Below are 22,323 nucleotides of genomic sequence, written 5' to 3'. Positions count from 1 at the left end.
AAAATGCGCTCTAAAGCCTGGGGGCCTTGAGCTAGAGCATTAGTTTCACCATCGACTCGGACGGGTCGCGCGACTTGCCGGCCTTGTGCAGTTCATCGAGGTACTCGGCCCACAGCTGTTCCTGGCGCAGGCACAGCTGTTCGAGGTATTCCCAGGTGAACAATCCGCTGTCATGGCCGTCGTCGAAGGTCAGTTTCAGTGCATATTGGCCAGCCGGCTCCAGGCCCGTCAGGCCGACGTTGAGCTTGCCGTATTGCAGGATCGGATTGCCGTGGCCCTGGACTTCGGCGGAGGGGGAGTGCACGCGCAGGAATTCGGCGGGCAGGTGGTAGACCTCATCGGGGCCGTAGGTGAGGGTGAGGGTCCTGGAGGCTTTGTGCAGGTTGATGGCGGTGGGCAGGCGGGCCATGGGCTTCTTCTCTTGGGGCTACAAGCTTCAAGCTTCAAGCTACAAGAGGCGATATTCAAGCCACCGCGAAAAAATCATGCGGTCGCGTAGCTCTCGGGAGCGTCGAGCTGCAAGCGAAATCAGCTTGCAGCTTGCCGCTCGGTCTTCAGAGGATGTAGCGCGACAGGTCTTCGTTCTGCGCCAGCTCACCGAGGTGGCTGTTCACGTAGGCCGCATCGATACGGATCGGCGCTTCGTCGTGGGCGCTGGCCAGGTCGCCGGCGCTGAACGACACCTCTTCGAGCAGGCGCTCGAGCAGGGTGTGCAGGCGGCGGGCACCGATGTTCTCGGTCTTCTCGTTGACCTGGTAGGCGATCTCGGCCAGGCGCTTGATGCCGTCGGCGGCGAACTCGATGTTCAGGCCTTCGGTCTTGAGCAGTTCGCGGTACTGCTCGGTCAGCGAGGCGTGCGGCTCCTGCAGGATGCGCTCGAAATCTTCCGGGGTCAGCGCCTTGAGCTCGACACGGATCGGCAGGCGGCCTTGCAGCTCGGGCACCAGGTCGCTCGGCTTGCTCAGGTGGAAGGCGCCGGAGGCGATGAACAGGATGTGGTCGGTCTTGACCATGCCCAGCTTGGTGTTGACGGTGCAGCCCTCGATCAGCGGCAGCAGGTCGCGCTGCACGCCCTCGCGGGAGACATCGGCGCCGCCGACGTTGCCGCGCTTGGCCACCTTGTCGATCTCGTCGATGAACACGATGCCGTGCTGCTCGACCGCTTCCAGGGCCTTGGCCTTGAGCTCTTCCTCGTTGACCAGGCGGCTGGCTTCCTCGTCGCGGACCATCTTCAGCGCTTCCTTGACCTTGAGCTTGCGTGCCTTGCGGCGGCCCTTGCCCATGTTGGCGAACAGGCTCTGCAGCTGGTTGGTCATTTCTTCCATGCCGGGCGGCGCGGCGATCTCGACACCCATGGACTCGGCCACTTCGATCTCGATTTCCTTGTCGTCCAGTTGGCCTTCGCGCAGGCGCTTGCGGAACAGCTGGCGGGTGTTGGAGTCGGCGCTCGACTGCGATGCCTCCTCGGTGAAGCTGCTGACCCGGGCCTGGGGCAGCAGGGCGTCGAGGATGCGGTCCTCGGCGGCGTCCTCGGCGCGGTGGCGCACGCGGATGATCTCCTGCTCGCGGAGCATCTTCAGCGCGGCGTCGGCCAGGTCACGGACGATCGACTCGACATCGCGGCCAACATAGCCAACCTCGGTGAACTTGGTCGCCTCGACCTTGATGAACGGCGCGTTGGCCAGTTTGGCCAGGCGGCGGGCGATCTCGGTCTTGCCGACGCCGGTGGGGCCGATCATCAGGATGTTCTTCGGCGTGACTTCGCTGCGCAGTTCGGCAGGCAGCTGCATGCGCCGCCAGCGGTTGCGCAGGGCGATGGCCACGGCGCGCTTGGCGTCGTCCTGGCCGATGATGTGGCGGTTGAGTTCGTGGACGATTTCGCGGGGGGTCATGGACATGATGAATATGGTCCTCGGGCGGCGTGATCAGCGTGGAAAAGTCCCGCTGCGAGCGGGACGCCAGAACAGCTGATCACTCGGCCAGGTCCTGCTCCTCGATGGTCAGGTTGTGGTTGGTGAACACGCAGATGTCGCCGGCGATGTTCAGGGCGGTCTCGGCGATTTCGCGGGCCGAGAGGTCGGTCTTGTTCAGCAGGGCGCGGGCTGCGGCCTGGGCGTAGGCGCCGCCGGAGCCCATGGCGATCAGGCCGTCTTCGGGTTCGACCACGTCGCCGTTGCCGGTGATGATCAGCGAAGCGTCCTTGTTGGCGACCGCGAGCATGGCTTCCAGGCGGCTCAGGGAACGGTCGGTGCGCCATTCCTTGGCCAGTTCGACGGCGGCGCGTATCAGGTGGCCCTGGTGTTTCTCCAATTGGCCTTCGAACCGCTCGAAGAGGGTGAAGGCGTCGGCGGTGGCACCGGCGAAGCCGGCGATGACCTGGCCGTGGTACAGGCGACGGACCTTCTTGGCGTTGCCTTTCATCACGGTGTTGCCGAGGGAAACCTGGCCGTCGCCGCCCATGACGACTTTGCCGTGGCGGCGAACTGAAACGATGGTAGTCAAGGGAGAGTCTCCACGCAGCGGGGCGAAAATGCCTGTTGCAGACTCATATGGGGGGAGGGGGGAGCAGTTTCAAGCGCCAAGCTACAAGCGGTGAGAAAAAGCGGATCGGTGGAGGCCCTGCTTTCTCTCTTGCCGCTTGTAGCTCGCAGCTTACGGTTGGCTCTCGTGGCAGAGGTGCCCATCGACCAAGGTATAACGCACCGCACCCGGCAGGCAGTGGCCGATGAACGGGCAGTTCTCGCCGCGCGAGTACCATTGCTCGCCGGCCACGGTCGAGGCCTTCGGATCGAACAGCACCAGGTCTGCCGCGGCGCCTACCTTCAGTTCACCGGCGGGCAGGCGCAGGGCTGCCGCCGGGCCGCAGGTCAAGCGGGCCAGCAGGGTCGGCAGGTCGAGCAGGCCGTCCTCGACCAGGGTCATGGCCAGCGGCAGCAGCAGCTCGACGCTGCTGATGCCCGGCTCGGTGGCGCCGAACGGCGCCAGCTTGGCGTCGCGCTCATGGGGTTGGTGGTGGCTGGAGATCGCCTGGATCACCCCGGCCTTCACCGCCTCGCGCAGGCCGTCGCGGTCAGCGGCGGTGCGCAGCGGCGGTTGCACGTGGTACAGGCTGGAGAAGTCGCGCAGGGCCTCGTCGGTAAGAATCAGCTGGTACAGGGCCACGTCGGCGGTGACCGGCAGGCCCAACTGCTGGGCCTGGGCGATCAGGCGCGCGCCGCGGGCGCTGGTGATCTGCGTGAAGTGCGCGCGCACGCCGGTCTGCTCGACCAGCAGCAGGTTGCGTGCCAGGGCCACGGTTTCGGCAGTTTCCGGGATGCCCGAAAGGCCGAGGAAGCTGGCCATGGCGCCTTCGTGGGCCAGGCCGCCCTGGGCCAGGTCGCGGTCCTGGGAGTGGAACACCACGGTAAGGTCGAAGGTGGCGGCGTACTCCAGGGCACGTACCAGGGTGCGGTTGTTGGCGATGCCCTGCAGGCCGTTGCCGAAGGCCACGCAGCCCGTGTCGCGCAGCGCCACCAGTTCGGCCAGTTGCTCGCCCTCCAGGCCCTTGGTCAGGGCGCCGATCGGGTAGACCTTGCTGTTGCCGGCCTCGCGCGCACGGTCGAGGATCAGCTCGGCGACTGCCGAGGTGTCCAGCACCGGGCGGGTCAGCGGCGGGCAGCACAGGCTGGTGACGCCACCGGCGACGGCGGCGCGGGTCTCGCTGGCGATGTTGCCCTTGCGGCTGTAGCCCGGCTCGCGCAGGGCGACGTCGAGGTCGACCAGGCCAGGAGCGGCGACCAGGCCATCGGCCTGGATCGTGCGGCTGGCGCTGAAGCCGGCCGGTGCGGCGCCGATGACGTGGAGGCGGCCGCCGTCCAGGTGCAGGTCGGTGATCTGGTCCAGGCCGCTGTTGGGGTCGATGACCCGGGCGCCAAGAATGCTGATGCTCACAGGGCGTTCTCCTGGTCGAGTTGACGTTGCGCGGCCTGGCCGCTCATGGCCATGGACAGCACGGCCATGCGCACGGCGATGCCGTAGGTGACCTGGTTGAGGATCACCGACTGGGCGCTGTCGGCCACCGCCGACTCGATCTCCACGCCGCGGTTGATCGGCCCCGGGTGCATGACGATGGCGTCGGGCTTGGCGGCGGCCAGGCGCGCGGTGGTCAGGCCGAACAGGCGGTAGAACTCGCCTTCGCTGGGCAGCAGGCCACCGGCCATGCGTTCACGCTGCAGGCGCAGCATGATCACCACGTCGACGTCCTTCAGGCCCTGGGCCAGGTCGCTGTAGACCTTCACGCCGTATTGCTCGACGCCCACCGGTAGCAGGGTCTTCGGGCCGATCACGCGGATGTCGGGGCAGCCAAGGGCCTTGAGTGCCAGCATGTTCGAGCGGGCCACCCGCGAATGCAGGATATCGCCGACGATGGCCACCGAGAGGTTCTCGAAGCTGCCCTTGTGGCGACGGATGGTCAGCATGTCGAGCATGCCCTGGGTCGGGTGCGCGTGGCGGCCATCGCCGCCGTTGATCACCGCCACGTCCGGGCACACGTGCTCGGCGATGAAGTGCGCAGCGCCGGAGTCGGAGTGGCGCACGACGAACATGTCGGCGGCCATGGCCTCCAGGTTGCGCAGGGTGTCGAACAGGGTCTCGCCCTTGCTGGTCGAGGAGGTCGACACGTTCAGGCTGATCACGTCGGCCGACAGGCGCTGGGCGGCCAGTTCGAAAGTGGTGCGGGTGCGGGTCGAGTTCTCGAAGAACACGTTGCACACGGTCTTGCCGCGCAGCAACGGGACTTTCTTCACGGCCCGGGCGCCGACTTCCAGGAAGGAGTCGGCGGTGTCGAGGATCTCGGTCAGCAGTTCGCGGGGCAAACCGTCGAGTGAGAGAAAGTGGCGCAGCTGGCCCTGGTCATTGAGCTGCAGCGGGCGCTTGGCGTCGAATGGCGTCATCGCGAGGGACTCTTAAAGGGCGGAAGCGGTGGCGAGGTCCTGGCGCTCGAGGGCGAGCGGTGCGGGTCCGGTCAATTTTACCCGTTCATTGGGCGCCAGTGACAAGGTAGCGCCGAGCACGTTGGGGCGGATCGGCAGTTCGCCGGCATCCAGGTCGAGCAAGCAGACCAAGGTCACGCTGGCCGGACGGCCGTAGTCGAACAGTTCGTTGAGGGCGGCGCGGATAGTGCGACCGCTCATCAGCACGTCGTCCACCAGCACCAGGTGCTGGCCCTCGACCTCGAAGGGCAGTTCCGACGGGCGTACCTGCGGGTGCAGGCCGTTCTGGCTGAAGTCGTCGCGGTAGAAGGACACGTCCAGGGTGCCCAGCGCGCTGCTGTCGCCCAGTGCCTGCTGCAGGGCCTGGGCCACCCACACGCCGCCGGTGCGGATGCCGATGAAGCGCGGCTCGGCGATGTTGCGACGGGCCAGGTGGGCGCGAAGGTCGACGGCCATCTGCCGGATCAGGTCGGCGGGATTGGGTAGGCTCATTGCGTGCTCCTCGGGGCGCCGGGTTGGCCCGGCTGCAAAGCGGATGGGTTAGTGCCCGGTGTTGGCCTCCAGCCAGCCTTGCAGGAGCAGGGCGGCGGCGATGGCGTCGACCGGGTTGTCGCGGTAGCTGCCGCGCTGACCACCGCGGGCCAGGCGTTCGCCCTTGGCCTCGAAGGTGGTCAGGCGCTCGTCGTGGGTGTGCACCGGCAGGTTGTAGCGGCCGTGCAGGCGGCGGGCGAATTTCTCGGCACGGGCGCTCATCTCGCTGGGCGTGCCATCCATGTTCAGCGGCAGGCCGACGACGATGGCGTCGGGTTTCCATTCGTCGATCAGTTTTTCCACCTGGGCCCAGTCCGGCACGCCGTTCTGCGCCTTCAGGGTGCACAACTCGCGGGCCTGGCCGGTGATCACCTGGCCGACGGCCACGCCGATCTGTTTGCTGCCGTAGTCGAAGCCCAGCAGCAGGCGCAGTTCGGCCATCAGGCGTGGCCCGCCTGGCTGGTCAGCAGGCTGAGGTTGATCCCCAGGCTGGCGGCGGCAGCCTCCAGGCGCAGGTCGCTGGCCAGGCCGAAGATGATTTCCGGGTCGAACGGGCAGTTGAGCCAGGCGTTGTCGGCAAGCTCGGCCTCCAGCTGGCCGGCTTCCCAGCCGGCGTAGCCCAGGGTGATCAGGCTGCGCTTGGGGCCGATGCCGTCGGCGATGGCGAACAGCACGTCCTGGGAGGTGGACAGCGACAGCCCCTGCAGCTCGACGGTGGCCTGGTAGCTGCATTCGCTGGTGTGCAGCACGAAGCCGCGGTCGGTCTGCACCGGGCCACCCTGGTAGATCGGGATCTGCAGGGTGCTGACGGGCGGCTCTTCGTCCGGGCGCAACTGCTCCAGGATGTCGGCCAGGTTCAGCTCCTGCGGGCGATTGACCACCAGGCCCATGGCGCCGTTGGCGTTGTGCTCGACGATGTAGGTCAGGGTCTGGGCAAAGTTCGGATCGGCCATGTGTGGCATGGCGATCAGGAACTGATGCTTGAGGTAGCTCGGGTTGAGGGTTTTCATGGGTGATAGTGTGGCGTCAGGTGGGCTTGGCTTCAAGCTCCACCACGTTTCGAGCTTCAAGCTAGTTGCTGGACAACCGGTCACCGCGGGCGAAGCGCCAGGTGCGGATGATTTCCAGCCGGTCGAACTCCGCCAGGTCGCCGGTGAACGGTGCGAACGGCGCTGCCAGACGGACGATACGCTGGGCCGCCTGGTCGAGCACCGGCTGGCCGGAGGACTCCAGGACCAGCACCTCGTACAGCGAACCGTCGCGGTTGATCGACACCATCATCCGCAGGTTGCCGTAGATCTGCTGGCGGCGGGCCTGCTCGGGGTAGTTGAGATTGCCGACCCGCTCGACCTTCTTGCGCCACTCCTCCTTGTACCAGGCACCCTTGTCGCGCATCGTCGAGGCCGCGTTGAGGCGGTGGATGCGCGGGCGCTTGGCGTACAGCTGCTGCTCCTGGGACAGCTCCGCCTCGAGGCTGGCGATCTGGCTGGACAACTGCGAACTGTCGAACTCCGGCACCGCCGCCTGGGGCTTGGGCCGCGGCTTGCTTTCCTTGGGCTTGGGCTCCACCTTGTGCGGCTTGGGTGCCTGGGTGGCCACCGCGGATTTTTTCGGCGCAGGTGGCGTCTCGGGTCTGGCCGCCGGCGGCGGGGTGACCTTGTTGATCTTGCTGTCCTGGAACGGCGCGACCTCGGTGGTCTTGGGCACCGCCTTCTTCTCCAGGGTGCCACTGCCCTGCTGGTCGTCCTGGGCCTGGAAGTCAGCCTTCTGCGGCGGCTTCTCGCTCTTGAAGGTGGCCAGGGTGATGTCCATGGTGTGGCGGATTTCGGCCGGCTTGACCACGGTGAAGCCCACGCCGAGGATCAGTGCCAGGTGCACCAGCGCAGCCAGGAACAGGGTGAAGCCGAGCCGGTCCACCGGGCGAACGCGGGGTGGCAGCAGGTCGGCGGGGATGTCGGCGGGCAACGTCATCAGGTATCCACAGTCAGCTTCAAGCTAGAGCTGCAAGCTTCAAGTAGCGGCGGCCAGGCGCAGGCCCGCGTTTTCTTGCGGCTTGCAGCCCGAAGCTTGCGGCTGCGTATCATACCCCACTGCGCGCGTTTGCTCCGCGTCGGTGGTCAGTGCGCCTTGAGCTTGCGATCAATGGCGTCCATCAGTTGGGCGCCGATGCGGGTGTCGTAGGCGGCGTCGATCTCGCGGATGCAGGTCGGGCTGGTGACGTTGATCTCGGTGAGGTAGTCGCCGATCACATCCAGGCCGACGAACAGCAGGCCCTTCTCGCGCAGGGTCGGGCCGACCTGGGCGGCGATCCAGCGGTCGCGCTCGCTCAGCGGGCGGGCCTCGCCACGGCCGCCGGCGGCCAGGTTGCCACGGGTCTCGCCGCTGGCCGGGATGCGCGCCAGGCAGTAGGGCACCGGTTCGCCGTCGATCATCAGGATGCGTTTGTCACCGTCCTTGATCGCCGGCAGGAAGGCCTGGGCCATGATCTGCTGGCTGCCGTGCTGGGTCAGGGTCTCGAGGATCACCGAGAGGTTGGGGTCGCCTGGGCGGTGGCGGAATACCGAGGCGCCGCCCATGCCGTCCAGCGGCTTGAGGATCACGTCGCCATGGGTGGTGGCGAACTCACGCAGGATGTCGGCGCGGCGGCTGACCAGGGTCGGCGCCATGCACTGCGGGAAGCGCGTGGCGAACAGTTTCTCGTTGCAGTCGCGCAGGCTCTGCGGGCGGTTGACCACCAGCACGCCCTCGGCCTCGGCCTGCTCCAGCAGGTAGGTGCTGTAGACGAACTCCATGTCGAAGGGGGGGTCCTTGCGCATCAGGATCACGTCGAGCTCGGCCAGGGCGCAGTCCTGCTCCTCGCCCAGCTCGAACCAGCGTGCCGGGTCGGCGAACACGGTCAGCGGGCGCATCTGCGCACGGGCCTGGCCGGCGCCCAGGTAAAGGTCACGCTGTTCCATGTAGAACAGGGTCCAGCCGCGCTCCTGGGCCGCCAGCAGCATGGCCAGCGAGCTGTCCTTCTTGTAGGAAATGGACGCGATGGGGTCCATGACAATCCCGAGGCGAACGCTCATGGGTGAATTCCTCTTGGCGGCACCTGGGCCGCGATGGCTCTAAGACAAAAGTGGTTCAGGGTGGCGCCGCGAGCGCGGATGGTCAAGGGCCGGGCAGATGGAATGGCTATCCGGAGTGTGCTAAAAATGCCCACAGCTTCAAGCTGCAAGCCCCAAGCTGCAAGAAAAGGCCCGCCATGCCCCGATCCGCTTTTTCTTGCCGCTTGAAGCTTGGCGCTTGAGGCCTGAAGCTTGCCGCTCTCCGCGAGCATCGATGGTAGCGAAGATATGGAACAACCCCTGAAGGTGATGGTGATCGACGACTCGCGCACGATCCGCCGCACCGCCCAGATGTTGCTCGGCGAGGCGGGCTGCGAGGTGATCACCGCCAGCGATGGCTTCGATGCCCTGGCCAAGATCGTCGACCACAAGCCACAGATCATCTTCGTCGATGTCCTGATGCCACGCCTGGACGGCTACCAGACCTGCGCGGTGATCAAGCACAACAGCGCCTTCAAGGATACCCCGGTGATCCTGCTGTCCTCGCGCGATGGCCTGTTCGACAAGGCCCGCGGCCGGGTGGTCGGCTCCGACCAGTTCCTGACCAAACCATTTAGCAAGGAAGAACTGCTCGATGCGATCAGGGCTCACGTGCCCGGGTTCGCCGTGCAGGCACAACACGCACCCTGACCCCGTCCGCCATGGCGGTGTCTTCTTTCCTTTGATGGGGAAACAGCATGGCCCGAGTTCTGATTGTCGACGACTCGCCGACAGAAATGTACAAACTGACTGCCTGGCTGGAAAAGCACGGGTACCAGGTGCTCAAGGCCGACAACGGCGCCGACGGCGTGGCCCTGGCCCGCCAGGAAAAGCCCGATGCGGTGCTGATGGACATCGTCATGCCCGGCATGAATGGCTTCCAGGCCACCCGCCAGTTGAGCAAGGACGCCGAGACCAGCGCCATTCCGGTGATCGTGGTCACCACCAAGGACCAGGAAACCGACCGGATCTGGGCCAAGCGCCAGGGCGCCCGCGACTTCCTGACCAAGCCGGTGGAAGAGGCCGCGCTGATCGGCAAGCTGCAAGAAGTGCTCAAGGTTTGACCACCCGCCCCCACGGCGCGTCGCTGACCGCCTTCGAGCTGTTGCTGGACATCGACCGGCGCTGCCGCCTGCTGGTGGCCGACCAGCCCCTCCAGGACACCCGGGTGCAACACTGGAGTGGCATCGGCTTTCGCATCGCCGGGCAGTGGTTCGTGGCGCCCATGGGCGAAGTCGCCGAGGTATTGCGCGAGCCGCGCAGCAGCCGGGTGCCAGGCGTGCAGCCATGGGTCAGCGGCGTGGCCAACCTGCGTGGCCGGCTGTTGCCGGTGATGGACCTGTGTGCCTTCTTCGGCCTCGGCCCGGCGGCGCCGGGCAAGCAGCGCCGGGTGCTGGTGCTGGACCACGAGGAACTGTTCGCCGGCCTGCTGGTGGACGAGGTGCTGGGGTTGCAGCACTTTGCCCTGAGCAGCCTGGAGCTGGCGCCGCCGCAGCCGCTGCTGCATGCCGCGGCGCCCTTCGTCCAGGGGCATTTCCCCCGTGAGCGCAACTGGGCGATCTTCAGCCCGTTCGCCCTGGCCCAGGCGCCGGGCTTTCTCGATGTGGCGTTGTAGAGGACCGACCGTGAACAAGCCCGTCACCCCCGTCACCCCACCAGCCGTGACGCCGCGTGCCCGTAGCAGTGCGCAGATCACCGTGCTGTTCGTGGTGCTGATCCTGTCGATCATCCTGCTGTTCGCCAACTTCGCCTACCTCAATACCCAGTCCACCTACGACAAGCAGTACATCGGCCACGCCGGCGAGTTACGGGTGCTGTCCCAGCGTATCGCCAAGAACGCCACCGAGGCGGCGACCGGCAAGGCTCTGGCCTTCAAGCTGCTGAGCGATGCGCGCAACGACTTCGAGCGGCGTTGGAGCTACCTGCGCGAGGGCGACAAGGCCACCGGCCTGCCGCCGGCACCGACAACCGTGCGCGACGAGATGGCCGCCGTGCACCAGGACTGGGAGAACCTGCGCAAGAACACCGACACCATCCTGGCCAGCGAGCAGACCGTGCTGTCCCTGCACCAGGTGGCGGCGACCCTGGCCGAGACCGTGCCGCAGCTGCAGGTCGAGTACGAGAAGGTGGTGGAGATTCTGTTGCAGAGCGGTGCGCCCGCCAACCAGGTGGCCGTGGCCCAGCGCCAGTTGCTGCTCGCCGAGCGCATCCTCGGCTCGGTCAATACCGTGCTGGCCGGGGACGACAGTGCGGCCCAGGCCGCCGATGCCTTCGGCCGCGACGCCAGCCGCTTCGGCCAGGTGCTCGAAGGCATGCTCGGGGGCAACCCGGCGATCCAGGTGACCAAGGTCGAGGACCCGGATGCCCGCGCCCGCCTGGCGGAGATCGCCGAGCTGTTCCAGTTCGTCGCAGGCTCGGTGGACGAGATCCTCGAGACCTCGCCCGAGCTGTTTCGCGTACGCGAGGCGGCCGGCAACATCTTCAGCCTGTCGCAGACCCTGCTCGACGAGGCCTCGCACCTGGCCAACGGCTTCGAGAACCTGGCCAACGGGCGCACCCTCGACACCGTCGGCGGCTACGCCCTAGGCCTGCTGGCGCTGGCGTCGATCATCCTCATCGGCCTGGTGATGGTCCGCACCACCCGTCGCCAGTTGCGCGACACCGCCGAGAAGAACGAACGCAACCAGCAGGCGATCATGCGCCTGCTCGACGAGATCGAGGAGCTGGCCGACGGCGACCTGACCGTCACTGTCTCGGTCACCGAGGACTTCACCGGCGCCATCGCCGACTCGATCAACTACTCGGTCGACCAGTTGCGCGACCTGGTGGTGACCATCAATCACAGCGCCGAGCAGGTCGCCGCCGCGGTGCAGGACACCCAGAACACCGCGCGCCAGCTGGCCAAGGCCTCGGAGCACCAGGCCGAGCAGATCAGCGAGGCCTCGCTGGCGGTGGGCGATATGGTCGAGTCGATCGACCGGGTCTCGGCCCATGCCTACGAGTCGGCCAAGGTGGCCGAGCGTTCGGTCGCCATTGCCAACAAGGGCAACGAGGTGGTGCACAACACCATCCAGGGCATGGACAACATCCGCGAGCAGATCCAGGACACCGCCAAGCGGATCAAGCGGCTTGGCGAGTCTTCCCAGGAAATCGGCGATATCGTCAGCCTGATCGACGACATTGCCGACCAGACCAACATCCTGGCCCTTAACGCGGCGATCCAGGCCTCGCTCGCCGGCGAGGCCGGACGCGGCTTCGCCGTGGTCGCCGACGAGGTGCAGCGCCTGGCCGAGCGCTCGTCGTCGGCCACCCGGCAGATCGAGGCGCTGGTGCGGACCATCCAGGCCGACACCAACGAGGCCGTGATCTCCATGGAGCAGACCACCGCCGAGGTGGTGCGTGGGGCCCGCCTGGCCCAGGACGCCGGCGTTGCCCTGGCGGAGATCGAGGGGGTATCGCAGACCTTGGCCGAACTGATCCACAGCATCTCGGATGCTGCCCAGTTGCAGACGTCCTCGGCCGGTCAGATCTCCCACACCATGGCGGTGATCCAGCAGATCACCGCGCAGACTTCCGCCGGCTCCGGCGCCACCGCCGACAGCATCCGCCACTTGGCACGCATGGCCAGTGAAATGCGCCGCTCGGTGTCCGGTTTCACCCTGCCGGCGCCTGCCGAGCGACCTTGAGGAGCCACCGATGGTCGCTGCAGCAGTGAGCCCCGAACGTCACGACACGGTTGCCCTGGCCTGGGCCAAGGCGCCCATCCTCGATTGCTTGGGGCAGGCGCGCCAGGCGCTGGAGCGCTTTGCCAGCGAGCCGGAAGACCCGGCGGTGCTGGCCTTCTTCGTCGACAACCTGCACCAGGTGCAGGGTTGTCTGCGCATGCTCGAACTGCGCGGCGCGGCGCGCCTGGCCGAGGAACTGGAACTGCTCGGGCGGGCCATGGCCGACGGCCAGGTCAGCCCCCGTGGCGACTGCCTGGGGGCACTGTTCCGTGGCCTGGAGCAGCTTCCGCCGTACCTGGAGCGTTTGCGCAGCGCCCGTCACGACCTGCCGCTGGTGATGCTGCCGCTGCTGAACCAGCTGCGCGGCTGCCGCGGTGCCGACCCATTGTCCCAGGGCTGCCTGGTGGGCGATGCGGCGCAGCGCCTGGCGGGTGCCGCCGACCTGGCCAACCTCGACTTGTCCCTGGGCAACTGGCGCGAACAGCTGCAGGCCGGCCAGGGCCGCGATGCCCTGCGCTCGGTGGTGATGGCGCTGTGTGACGATCTGGTGCGCATCAAGGAGCGCCTGGACCAGTTCGTGCGGGGCGACCGCCAGCAGAGCGAGCAGCTCGAAGCGCTGTTGGCACCGCTGCGCCAGGTCGCCGACACCCTGGCCGTACTGGGATTCCAGCAGCCGCGGCGGGTGATCGTCGACCAGGTGCTGGCCCTGCAGGCCCTGGCCCAGGGCGAGCGGGCAGCGGACGACGCGGTATTGATGGATATGGCCGGCGCCCTGTTGTACGTGGAGGCGACCCTCAATGGCATGATCGGCCCGCTGGAGGAGGCCGGCCAGGCAGGGCTGCCCGGGGCGGACCTGGCGCAGATCCGCCAATTGGTGCTGAACGAGTCGTTGGCGGTGTTGCAGCAGGCCAAGGACCTGATCGGCGACTGCCTCGAGTCCGGTTGGCCGCGCCAGCGCCTGCAACCCTTGCCGGGCCTGTTGCAGCAAGTGCGGGGGGCGCTGGCGATGCTGATGCTGCCGGCCGCCGCCGAGGTATTCGGCGCTTGTGCCGGCTATGTGCAGGGCTGGCTGTCGCACCTGGACGAAGAACCGCCGGCGGACGAGCTGAACCACCTGGCCGAGGCCCTCAGCGCCGGTGAGTGCTACCTGCAATGGCAGGTGGCCGACCCCTTGGCCGATGGCCAGCCCTTCATCGACATGGCCTGTGTCAGCCTGGCGGCGTTGGGCGTGCCGTGCCGGCAACAGCAGGCGAGCGCCGAGGCCGAGGCGATCGACGACGAACTGCGCCAGGTGTTTCTCGAGGAAGCCGGCGAGCTGCTCCCGGAGGTCGAGCGCCACTGGCTGCGCTGGCGAGCGGACAATCGCCTGCACGATGCCCTGGTCGAGGTACGCCGTGCGCTGCACACCCTCAAGGGCAGCGGGCGGATGGTCCATGCCGAGGCTGTCGCGGAGCTGGCCTGGGGCGCCGAGCATCTGCTCAACCGCGTACTGGAGGGGCGCATCGCGCTGGGTGCCGAAGGGGTAGTGGCCTTGCAGCAGGTGTTCGTGCGCCTGCCCGACCTGCTCGCCGATTTTGCGGTCGGCCAGTTGCCGCCGCTGGAGGAGGTCGAGCAACTGGCCGGCCACCTGCACGCGCTGGCGATGAACGATGCGCCTGTGGCCAGCGAGGTCGAGGGGTTCGATCCGCAACTGCTGGAGATCTTCCGCAACGAGGCGCTGGGCCACCTCGGCCGCCTCGAAGCCTTCCTGCAGGCGGCCGACGGGCAGGGGGCGCCGGTCAGCGACAGCCTGCAGCGCGCCTTGCACACGCTCAAGGGCAGCGCCGCCATGGCCGGCGTCATGCCGATCGCTGAACTGGCCACTGCCTTCGACCGCCTGGTGCGCGAATACAAGGGGCACCAGTTGCGCTTGCAGGTCGCGGAGCTCGAATGGCTGGAGGCGGCCCGCTCATTGTTCCACGTGGGCCTGGCCCAGCTGGACAGCGCGCCGCTGGCGGCCATCCCCGGTGCGGTGGAGCTGATCGAGCAGGTCGGCGAGGCGGTGGATGCGCGCCTGGCGGTCCTGCAGGACGAGCCTCTGCACACGCGCAGGGTCAAGCGCGATCCCCAGTTGATCGCCCGCTTCCTGGCCCAGGGCATGGACATCCTGCTCGATGCCGAATCGTTGCTGTCGTGCTGGCAGGAGCATCCCGGCGAGCGCCAGGAACTGGATGCCTTGCTCGACGAACTGACCACCCTTGGCCACGCTGCCCATCTGGCGGACCTGTGGCAGGTGGATGAACTCTGCGAGGCCTTGCTCGACCTGTACGGTGCGGTGGAAGAGGGTAGCCTGGCGGCCAGTGCGCGCTTCTTCGCCCAAGCTCAGCAGGCCCATGAAGCCTTGATCGACATGCTCGACGAGATTGCCGCCGGCCAGGAGGCGACCGCCCGTCCGGAGTGCCTTGCCGCCTTGCGTGGGCTGCTGGACGACGCCCTCGAGCCAGGTGCCACGGGCCTGGTGGGCCAAGATGCGGTGACACCGCTGGCCTCACCCGGGCCTGTAGCGCAAGAGACAGACAGCCCGGGCGACAACGAACTGCTGGAAGTCTTCCTCGAAGAAAGCTCGGACATCGTCGAAAGCGCTGCCGCCGCATTGGAACGCTGGCAGGCCGACCCGCGCAGCAGCGTCGAGATCGAGAACCTGCTGCGCGACCTGCACACCCTCAAGGGCGGGGCGCGGATGGTCGAGATCGCGGCCATCGGCGACCTGGCCCACGAACTGGAGTTTCTCTACGAGCTGCTGGCAGCCGGACGCCTGCCGCCCAGCCCGGCCTTGTTCGCCCTGCTGCAGAATTGCCACGATCGCCTGGCGCACATGCTCGATGCGGTTCGCCTCGGCCAGCCGCTGCATGCCGCCACGGCGTTGATCGACTACATCCGCAATTTCAGCAGCGCCGCCCTGGCCGACAGCGTGGCCGCCCAGGCCGAGGCGGCGCCTGCCGAGGCGCCTGCCGCCGCCCCCGAGCGCCCGGCGGGCGACATGGTCAAGGTCGATGCCGAGCTGCTCGATGACCTGGGCAACCTGGCCAGCGAGCATTCGGTGATTCGGGGGCGCATCGAGCAACAGATCAACGATGCCCAATTCGCCCTCAACGAGATGGAGACCACCCTGGAGCGCATGCGCGACCAGTTGCTGCGCCTGGACATCGAGACCCAGGGGCGCATGTCCAGCCGCTACCAGCCCGAGGGCGATGCCTACGACGACTTCGACCCCTTGGAAATGGACCGCCACTCCCAGTTGCAGCAGTTGTCCCGGGCCTTGTTCGAATCGGCCTCGGACTTGCTCGACCTCAAGGAAACCCTGGCCCAGCGCGCCCAGGAGACGCACAGCCTGCTGTTGCAGCAGGCACGGGTCAACAGCCAGCTGCAGGAAGGCCTGACGGCCACCTTGATGGTGCCTTTCGAGCGCCTGGTGCCGCGCTTGCAGCGGGTGGTCCGGCAGGTGGCCAGCGAGCTGGGCAAGCAGGTCGAGCTGGTGGTCGGCAATGCCGAGGGCGAACTGGACCGCAGTGTCCTCGAACGCATGGTGGCGCCCCTGGAGCATATGCTGCGCAACGCCGTCGATCACGGCCTGGAAGCCCGCGAGGTGCGCCTGGCCGCCGGCAAGCCGGAGCTTGGGACCATCCACCTCAACCTGCTTCACGAAGGCGCCGACATCGTCATCGAGATGAGCGACGACGGTGCTGGCGTGCCCCTGGAGGCGGTGCGCAACAAGGCGATCAAGCGTGGCCTGCTGTCACCCCGGGCACAGCTCAGCGACCACGAGATCCTGCAGTTCATCCTGCGCCCCGGTTTCTCCACCGCCGAGAAGATCACCCAGATCTCCGGGCGCGGCCTGGGGATGGACGTGGTGCACGAAGAGGTCAAGCAACTGGGCGGCTCGATGAGCATCGAGTCCAGCCCTGGCAAGGGCGCGCGCTTTTTGATCCGCCTGCCGTTCACCGTGTCGGTGAACCGGGCCTTGATGGTGCACCTGGGCGAGGAGCAGTACGCCATCCCGCTCAACACCATCGAAGGCATCGTGCGTGTGCCGCCCGCTGAGCTGGAGGCTTGCTACCAGTTGGACCCGCCGCGCTACACCTACGCCGGCCATGCATACGAATTGCGTTACCTCGGCGAATTGCTGCAGGGGACGGCCCAGCCCAGCCTGCTGGGGCAGAGCGTGCCGCTGCCGGTCCTGCTGCTGCATGCCCAGGCGCAGTCGTACGCGATCCAGGCCGACAGCCTGTCGCCGAGCCGCGAGATCGTGGTCAAGAGCCTGGGGCCGCAGTTCGCCGCGGTACCGGGGCTGTCGGGGGCGACCTTGCTGGGCGATGGCCGGGTGGTGCTGATCCTCGACCTGCTCGGCCAGCTACGGGGCCAGCAGCGCCGCCTGGCCCGCCTGCCGGGCGGCCAGGGTGGGCCGCGCCCGCTGTTCGGCCCGGCGCCACGGCGGCGCTTGCTGGTGATGGTGGTGGACGACTCGGTGACCGTGCGCAAGGTCACCAGCCGTCTGCTGGAGCGCCACGGCATGAGCGTGCTGACCGCCAAGGACGGTGTCGATGCCATGGCTCAGCTTGAGGCGCATCGCCCGGACGTGCTGCTGCTGGACATCGAGATGCCACGCATGGACGGCTTCGAGGTGGCCACCCGAGTGCGTCGTGACACCCGCCTGAAGGATCTGCCGATCATCATGATCACGTCCCGTACCGGCCAGAAGCACCGCGACCGGGCCATGGCCATCGGGGTCAACGAATACCTGGGCAAGCCCTACCAGGAGTCGGTCCTGCTGCAGAGCATCGCCCACTGGAGCCAGCCTCATGCTTGAACATATCGCCGGCCAGCGCAGCAGCCTGACGGGCCTGCTGCTGCCTTTGGGCGACCGCACCCTGGTGCTGCCCAACGTCGCCGTGGCCGAGCTGATCGGCCAGCGTGCCTTCGCCTGCCGCCCGGGCAACCCGGCTTGGCACCTGGGCTGGATCGACTGGCGCCAGCAGCGCTTGCCGCTGATCGGCTTCGAGGCCGCCTGTGGCGGCGAGACTGCCTGCGGGGAGCGCTCGCGCGTCGTTGTGCTCAACGCCCTGGGCGACACCGGGCTACGCTATCTGGCGCTGCTGCTGCAGGACATCCCCCGCTCATGCAAGCTCGACAGCCAGCTCAACTATGTGGACGTGCCCTTGGCCAGCCTGGAACTGGCGGCCGTGCAGGTCGGCGAGCAGGTCGCGCGGGTACCGGACCTGGCGGGTCTCGAGCGGCTAGTCCGCGAAGCCTCCCCAGCTTCAAGCCTCAAGCCGCAAGCTTCAAGCTGATCGCTGCCTGCTTTTTCTTGTAGCTTGCAGCTGCCCCTAGGAACCCGCGTCGACTGCAGAGGTCTGTGCTTGCATGTATCACGGTGAACGTTTCAACGCCTGGACGCACCTGGTCGGTGCCGTGCTGGCCTGCATCGGTGCCATCTGGCTGATCGTCGTGGCCGGGCTGCAGGGCGACCCCTGGAAGATCGTCAGTTTCTCCATCTACGGCGCCACTCTGCTGCTGCTCTACAGCATCTCCACCCTCTACCACAGCACCCGCGGGCGGGCGAAGGTGATCATGCGCAAGCTCGACCACCTGTCGATCTACCTGCTGATCGCCGGCAGCTATACGCCGTTCTGCCTGGTCAGCCTGCGCGGGCCCTGGGGCTGGAGCCTGTTCGGCGTGGTCTGGGGCCTGGCCGTGGTCGGCATGCTGCAGGAGATCAAGCCGCGCTCGGAGGCGCGGGTGCTGTCGATCATCATCTACGCGGTGATGGGCTGGATCGTCCTGGTGGCGGTCAAGCCCCTGCTGTACAGCCTGGGAGCCGCCGGCTTCGCCTGGCTGGCGGCCGGCGGGGCGTTCTATACCATCGGCATCATCTTCTTCGCCTTCGACAGCCGCTTTCGCCACTGGCATGGCATCTGGCACCTGTTCGTCATCGCCGGCAGCCTGTTGCACTTCATCGCCGTGTTCTTCTACGTGCGTTAAAAGTCGCCCCACAACTGCTGCGCCACCGACAACGCCACCACCGGCGCGGTCTCGGTGCGCAGCACACGTGGGCCGAGGCGGGCGGCGTGGAAACCGGCGGCCTTGGCCTGCTCGACCTCGGTATCGCTCAAGCCGCCTTCCGGGCCGATCAGGAAGGCCAGGCGCGCAGGTTTGGCATGGCGGGTCAAGGGCTCGGCCACCGGGTGCAGGACCAGCTTGAGGTCCGCGTCGCTCGCCTTGAGCCATTCGGCCATGGCCACCGGCGGGTGGATCACCGGCAGGGTCGAGCGGCCGCATTGCTCGCAGGCGCTGATCGCTACCTGGCGCCAATGGGCCAGTCGTTTGTCGGCGCGTTCGTCCTTCAGGCGCACCTCGCAGCGTTCGCTGACGATCGGGGTGATTTCAGTGGCGCCCAGTTCGGTGGCTTTCTGGATCGCCCAGTCCATCCGTTCGCCACGGGACAGGCCCTGGCCCAGGTGAATGCGCAGCGGCGATTCGGCCTGGCCGGGCAGGGCCTGGTCGAGGGCGACGCGCACGGTCTTCTTGCCGACTTCGAGCAACTGGCCACGGTATTCCTGGCCGCTGCCGTCGAACAGTTGCACGGCGTCACCGGGGGCCATGCGCAGCACGCGGCCAATGTAGTGGGCCTGGGCCTCGGGGAGTTCGTGCTCGCCGAGGCCCAGGGGGGCATCGATGAAGAAGCGGGACAGTCTCATGAAGGGCTCGACAGTAAAGTGGTGACGCATTCCGTGTGGGAGCGGGCTTGCCCGCGAATGCGTCCGATCAGGCAACGGGGCCGTGCTGGCTGGCGCATTCGCGGGCAAGCCCGCTCCCACAGGGGAATGCGCGATGCTTGTGGTCAACCCGGATCGCGGAAATCGGGGTGGAAGTCCTTCGGCACCGTCACGCTGACGCTGTCGCGGGTGGCGATGTCGATGCCTTCGCTGGCCACTTCGGCCAGGAAGTCGATCTGTTCCGGGGTGATCACGTACGGCGGCAGGAAATACACCACGCTGCCCAGCGGGCGCAACAGGGCACCACGGGTCAGGGCATGCTCGAAGACCTTCAGGCCACGCCGTTCCTGCCAGGGGTAGGCGACCTTGCCGGCCTTGTCCTGGACCATCTCGATGGCCAGGGCCATGCCGGTCTGGCGCACTTCGGCCACGTGCGGGTGGTCGGCCAGGTGCGCGGTGGCGCTGGCCATGCGCGCGGACAGGGCTTTGTTGGCCTCGATCACCTGGTCCTGCTCGAAGATGTCCAGGGTCGCCAGGGCCGCTGCGCAGGCCAGCGGGTTGCCGGTGTAGCTGTGCGAATGGAGGAAGGCGCGCAGGGTCGGGTAGTCGTCGTAGAAGGCCTGGTACACCTCGTCGGTGGTCAGGCAGGCGGCCAGTGGCAGGTAGCCGCCGGTCAGCGCCTTGGACAGGCACAGGAAGTCCGGGCGGATGCCGGCCTGTTCGCAGGCGAACATCGTCCCGGTGCGGCCGAAGCCCACGGCGATCTCGTCATGGATCAGGTGCACGCCATAGCGGTCGCAGGCCTCGCGCAGCAGCTTGAGGTACACCGGATGGTACATGCGCATGCCACCGGCCCCCTGGATCAGCGGCTCGACGATCACCGCGGCGATGCTGGCGTGGTGTTCGGCCAGGGTCTGCTCCATGGCGGCGAACATGTTCCGGGAATGCTCTTCCCAGCCCATGCCCTTTGGGCGCAGGTAGCAGTCGGGGCTCGGGACCTTGATGGTGTCGAGCAGCAGTGCCTTGTAGGTTTCGGTGAACAGCGGCACGTCGCCCACCGACATGGCGGCGATGGTCTCGCCGTGGTAGCTGTTGCTCAGGGTGACGAAGCGCTTCTTGTCGGGCTGGCCCTTGTTCTGCCAATAGTGGAAGCTCATCTTCAGCGCCACTTCGATGCACGACGAGCCGTTGTCGGCATAGAACACCCGCTCCAGCCCGGCCGGGGTCATGGCCACCAGGCGTTCGGACAGCTCGATCACCGGCTGGTGGCTGAAACCGGCCAGGATCACATGCTCGAGCTGGTCGACCTGGTCCTTGATGCGCTGGTTGATGCGTGGGTTGGCATGGCCGAACACGTTGACCCACCAGGAGCTGACGGCGTCCAGGTAGCGCTTGCCCTCGAAGTCTTCCAGCCACACGCCCTCGCCACGGCGGATGGGGATCAGCGGCAGGTGCTCGTGGTCTTTCATCTGGGTGCAGGGGTGCCACAGGACCTTGAGGTCGCGTTGCATCCACTCGTTGTTCAGGCCCATGGGCACTTCTCCTGGCGACGCGGCGTGTATGAACCGGTAAGCCTAAGCAAAGCCGGCGGACGGGACAACCGCAGTGCTGACTGAAACAAAAAATCCAGTGCTGCTAGGCACTTGATGGCGCTGTGCTGGCGAGGTTCGCATACCTGACGTATTCTTAACGCATCACCCCCTGGGGGCTCGTTTCCCCCCTTTTTTCGTCATCTCTGATCCGGAGTTCGCCAAAATGGCTGCTGCTTGGGTGCGCCTGTGCGCGTTGATATTGATCGGTGTGTCCAGCGGTGCCGCGCTGGCAAAGGACAAGACACCGTCGGCGATCGTGGTGGGTGGCGGCCTGGCGGGCCTGACCGCAGCCTACGAACTGCAGAACAAGGGCTGGCAGGTCACCCTGCTGGAGGCCAAGTCCGGCATGGGAGGACGCTCGGGCCTGGCCACCAGCGAATGGATCGGCAACAGCAAGGCTCAGCCGGTGCTCAATCAGTATCTGGAGCGTTTCAAGCTTGAAACACTGCCGGCGCCGGAGTTCGTGCGCACCCCCGGCTACCTGATCGACGGCGAATACTTCAGCGCCGCCGACCTGGCCACCAAGCAGCCAGTCACTGCCGAAGCGCTCAAGCGCTACGAGAAGACCCTCGACGACCTGGCCCGTTCGATCGACGATCCGCTGAACCCGGCGGCCAACAGCACGCTGTTCGCCCTCGACCAGATGAACGTCTCCACCTGGCTGGACAAGCTGCAGTTGCCGACCACTGCGCGCCAACTGATCAACCAGCAGATTCGCACCCGCTACGACGAGCCCTCGCGCCTGTCGCTGCTCTATTACGCCCAGCAGACCCGTGTCTACCGTGGCGTCAGCGACCGAGACCTGCGCGCCGCGCGCCTGCCAGGCGGCAGCCCGGTGCTGGCCCAGGCGTTCGTCAAGCAGCTCAAGACCATCAAGACCAGCTCGCCGGTGACCGCCATCGTCCAGGACAAGAACGGCATCATGGTCAAGGTCGGCGATGTCGGCTACCAGGCCGATTACCTGGTCATGGCCGTGCCGCTGCGTGCGCTGGCGAAGATCCAGATGACCCCGGGGCTGGACAGCCAGCACCTGGCGGCCCTCAAGGGGACCAACTACGGCTGGCGCGACCAGATGATGCTCAAGTTCAAGCAGCCGGTATGGGAAAGCCGTGCGCGCATGTCTGGCGAGATCTTCAGCAACGCCGGCCTGGGCATGTTGTGGATCGAGCCGGCGCTCAAGGGCGGGGCCAACGTGGTGATCAACCTGTCCGGCGACAATGCGCGCCTGTTGCAGGCGTTCGGCGACAAGCAGATGGTCGACCAGGTCCTGATTCGTCTGCACGCCTTCTACCCGCAGGCCCGTGGTGCGTTCACCGGCTATGAAGTGCGCCGCTACAGCACCCAGGCCGGCATGGGCGGCGCGTACCTGGCCTACGGGCCAGGGCAGATCAGCAAGTACTGGCGCCTGTGGGAGCGCCCGGTGCAGCGTATCGCCTTTGCCGGCGAGCACACCGATGCCCTGTACCCGGGCACCCTCGAAGGCGCCCTGCGCAGTGGCCAGCGGGCGGCCAGCCAGGTGCAGGACCTGGCGGCCGGTAAGTCGTTCGATCCGGCCAAGGCCAAGCCGGTGGCTGCGGCGCCTGCCGTCGGCAAGGACAAGCCAGCCGGCTTCTTCTCGCGCCTGTTCGGTGGCGACGACAAGCCGCAGCCCAAGGAAGCCCCCA

The 22,323-nt window shown here is 67.1% G+C and carries 19 protein-coding genes and 1 pseudogene; 8 read left to right on the top strand and 12 right to left on the bottom strand.

Annotation, left to right across the window (positions count from 1 at the left end; translation table 11 throughout):
- Positions 1-31 precede the first annotated feature (31 nt).
- From WCE05_RS05105 to gshB, 10 genes are all read right to left on the bottom strand, one after another.
- A complete protein-coding gene (locus WCE05_RS05105; RefSeq protein ID WP_368815533.1) occupies positions 32-409 on the bottom strand; it encodes a gamma-butyrobetaine hydroxylase-like domain-containing protein in 378 nt (125 codons plus the stop codon).
- A gap of 145 nt (positions 410-554) precedes the next feature.
- Entirely contained in the window at positions 555-1,898 is a 1,344-nt protein-coding gene (gene hslU, locus WCE05_RS05100) for an ATP-dependent protease ATPase subunit HslU (protein WP_225788842.1), read from the bottom strand.
- Positions 1,899-1,971: 73 nt separating this feature from the next.
- A complete protein-coding gene (gene hslV, locus WCE05_RS05095; RefSeq protein WP_043207181.1) occupies positions 1,972-2,502 on the bottom strand; it encodes an ATP-dependent protease subunit HslV in 531 nt (176 codons plus the stop codon).
- A 150-nt stretch (positions 2,503-2,652) separates the two neighbouring features.
- A complete protein-coding gene (locus WCE05_RS05090) occupies positions 2,653-3,930 on the bottom strand; it encodes a dihydroorotase (RefSeq protein ID WP_368815532.1) in 1,278 nt (425 codons plus the stop codon).
- Positions 3,927-4,931: an aspartate carbamoyltransferase catalytic subunit gene (locus tag WCE05_RS05085; protein WP_368815531.1), complete on the bottom strand. Its 1,005-nt coding sequence runs from the start codon at positions 4,929-4,931 to the stop codon at positions 3,927-3,929. Before WCE05_RS05085 ends, WCE05_RS05090 begins: the two co-directional genes overlap by 4 nt.
- A 12-nt stretch (positions 4,932-4,943) precedes the next feature.
- Complete coding sequence (gene pyrR / locus WCE05_RS05080) at positions 4,944-5,462, bottom strand: bifunctional pyr operon transcriptional regulator/uracil phosphoribosyltransferase PyrR (protein ID WP_225788845.1); 519 nt, start codon at positions 5,460-5,462, stop codon at positions 4,944-4,946.
- A gap of 48 nt (positions 5,463-5,510) precedes the next feature.
- Entirely contained in the window at positions 5,511-5,942 is a 432-nt protein-coding gene (ruvX, locus tag WCE05_RS05075) for a Holliday junction resolvase RuvX (RefSeq protein WP_225788846.1), read from the bottom strand.
- A complete protein-coding gene (locus WCE05_RS05070; RefSeq protein WP_225788847.1) occupies positions 5,942-6,511 on the bottom strand; it encodes a YqgE/AlgH family protein in 570 nt (189 codons plus the stop codon). The genes ruvX and WCE05_RS05070 overlap by 1 nt, the downstream gene beginning before the upstream one ends.
- 61 nt (positions 6,512-6,572) lie before the next feature.
- Positions 6,573-7,472, bottom strand: coding sequence for an energy transducer TonB (locus WCE05_RS05065; protein ID WP_253102780.1), 900 nt, complete (start codon positions 7,470-7,472; stop codon positions 6,573-6,575).
- Between the two features lie 146 nt (positions 7,473-7,618).
- A complete protein-coding gene (gene gshB, locus WCE05_RS05060) occupies positions 7,619-8,572 on the bottom strand; it encodes a glutathione synthase (RefSeq protein ID WP_225788849.1) in 954 nt (317 codons plus the stop codon).
- A gap of 267 nt (positions 8,573-8,839) precedes the next feature.
- Between gshB and WCE05_RS05055 the strand changes: the two genes are divergently transcribed.
- The 7 genes from WCE05_RS05055 to WCE05_RS05025 all read left to right on the top strand — a co-directional run bounded on the left by WCE05_RS05055 (position 8,840) and on the right by WCE05_RS05025 (position 18,333).
- Entirely contained in the window at positions 8,840-9,241 is a 402-nt protein-coding gene (locus WCE05_RS05055) for a PleD family two-component system response regulator (protein WP_225788850.1), read from the top strand.
- Between the two features lie 47 nt (positions 9,242-9,288).
- Positions 9,289-9,654: a twitching motility response regulator PilH gene (gene pilH / locus WCE05_RS05050; RefSeq protein ID WP_225788851.1), complete on the top strand. Its 366-nt coding sequence runs from the start codon at positions 9,289-9,291 to the stop codon at positions 9,652-9,654.
- On the top strand, positions 9,651-10,205 hold the full coding sequence (locus WCE05_RS05045) for a chemotaxis protein CheW (protein ID WP_225788852.1): 555 nt from the start codon (positions 9,651-9,653) through the stop codon (positions 10,203-10,205). The genes pilH and WCE05_RS05045 overlap by 4 nt, the downstream gene beginning before the upstream one ends.
- A gap of 10 nt (positions 10,206-10,215) precedes the next feature.
- Positions 10,216-12,276, top strand: coding sequence for a methyl-accepting chemotaxis protein (locus WCE05_RS05040; RefSeq protein WP_225788853.1), 2,061 nt, complete (start codon positions 10,216-10,218; stop codon positions 12,274-12,276).
- A 10-nt stretch (positions 12,277-12,286) separates the two neighbouring features.
- Positions 12,287-17,161 (top strand): Hpt domain-containing protein, encoded by a 4,875-nt coding sequence (locus tag WCE05_RS05035; RefSeq protein WP_368815530.1) that lies wholly within the window; start codon positions 12,287-12,289, stop codon positions 17,159-17,161.
- A complete protein-coding gene (locus WCE05_RS05030) occupies positions 17,154-17,642 on the top strand; it encodes a chemotaxis protein CheW (RefSeq protein ID WP_225788855.1) in 489 nt (162 codons plus the stop codon). The genes WCE05_RS05035 and WCE05_RS05030 overlap by 8 nt, the downstream gene beginning before the upstream one ends.
- Before the next feature lie 73 nt (positions 17,643-17,715).
- Positions 17,716-18,333, top strand: coding sequence for a hemolysin III family protein (locus WCE05_RS05025; protein WP_225788856.1), 618 nt, complete (start codon positions 17,716-17,718; stop codon positions 18,331-18,333).
- Here the strand turns inward: WCE05_RS05025 and WCE05_RS05020 are convergent.
- Positions 18,330-19,049 carry a 16S rRNA (uracil(1498)-N(3))-methyltransferase gene (locus tag WCE05_RS05020; RefSeq protein WP_225788857.1) on the bottom strand — a complete coding sequence of 240 codons (720 nt, stop codon included), beginning with the start codon at positions 19,047-19,049 and terminating at the stop codon, positions 18,330-18,332. The two genes, WCE05_RS05025 and WCE05_RS05020, sit on opposite strands and share 4 nt — an antisense overlap.
- A 143-nt stretch (positions 19,050-19,192) precedes the next feature.
- A complete protein-coding gene (locus WCE05_RS05015) occupies positions 19,193-20,599 on the bottom strand; it encodes an adenosylmethionine--8-amino-7-oxononanoate transaminase (RefSeq protein WP_225788858.1) in 1,407 nt (468 codons plus the stop codon).
- A 223-nt stretch (positions 20,600-20,822) separates the two neighbouring features.
- Here WCE05_RS05015 and WCE05_RS05010 point away from each other — a divergent pair.
- Positions 20,823-22,292 (top strand): annotated as a pseudogene (locus tag WCE05_RS05010) (flavin monoamine oxidase family protein); the annotation flags it as partial.
- Positions 22,293-22,323: the final 31 nt, after the last annotated feature.

This window comes from Pseudomonas sp. I2 (genome assembly GCF_040984075.1).
GTDB classification, from domain to species: domain Bacteria; phylum Pseudomonadota; class Gammaproteobacteria; order Pseudomonadales; family Pseudomonadaceae; genus Aquipseudomonas; species Aquipseudomonas guariconensis_B.
The sequence above is the reverse complement of the archived record's forward strand: the minus strand, read 5'-3'. Positions and strand labels throughout refer to the sequence as shown.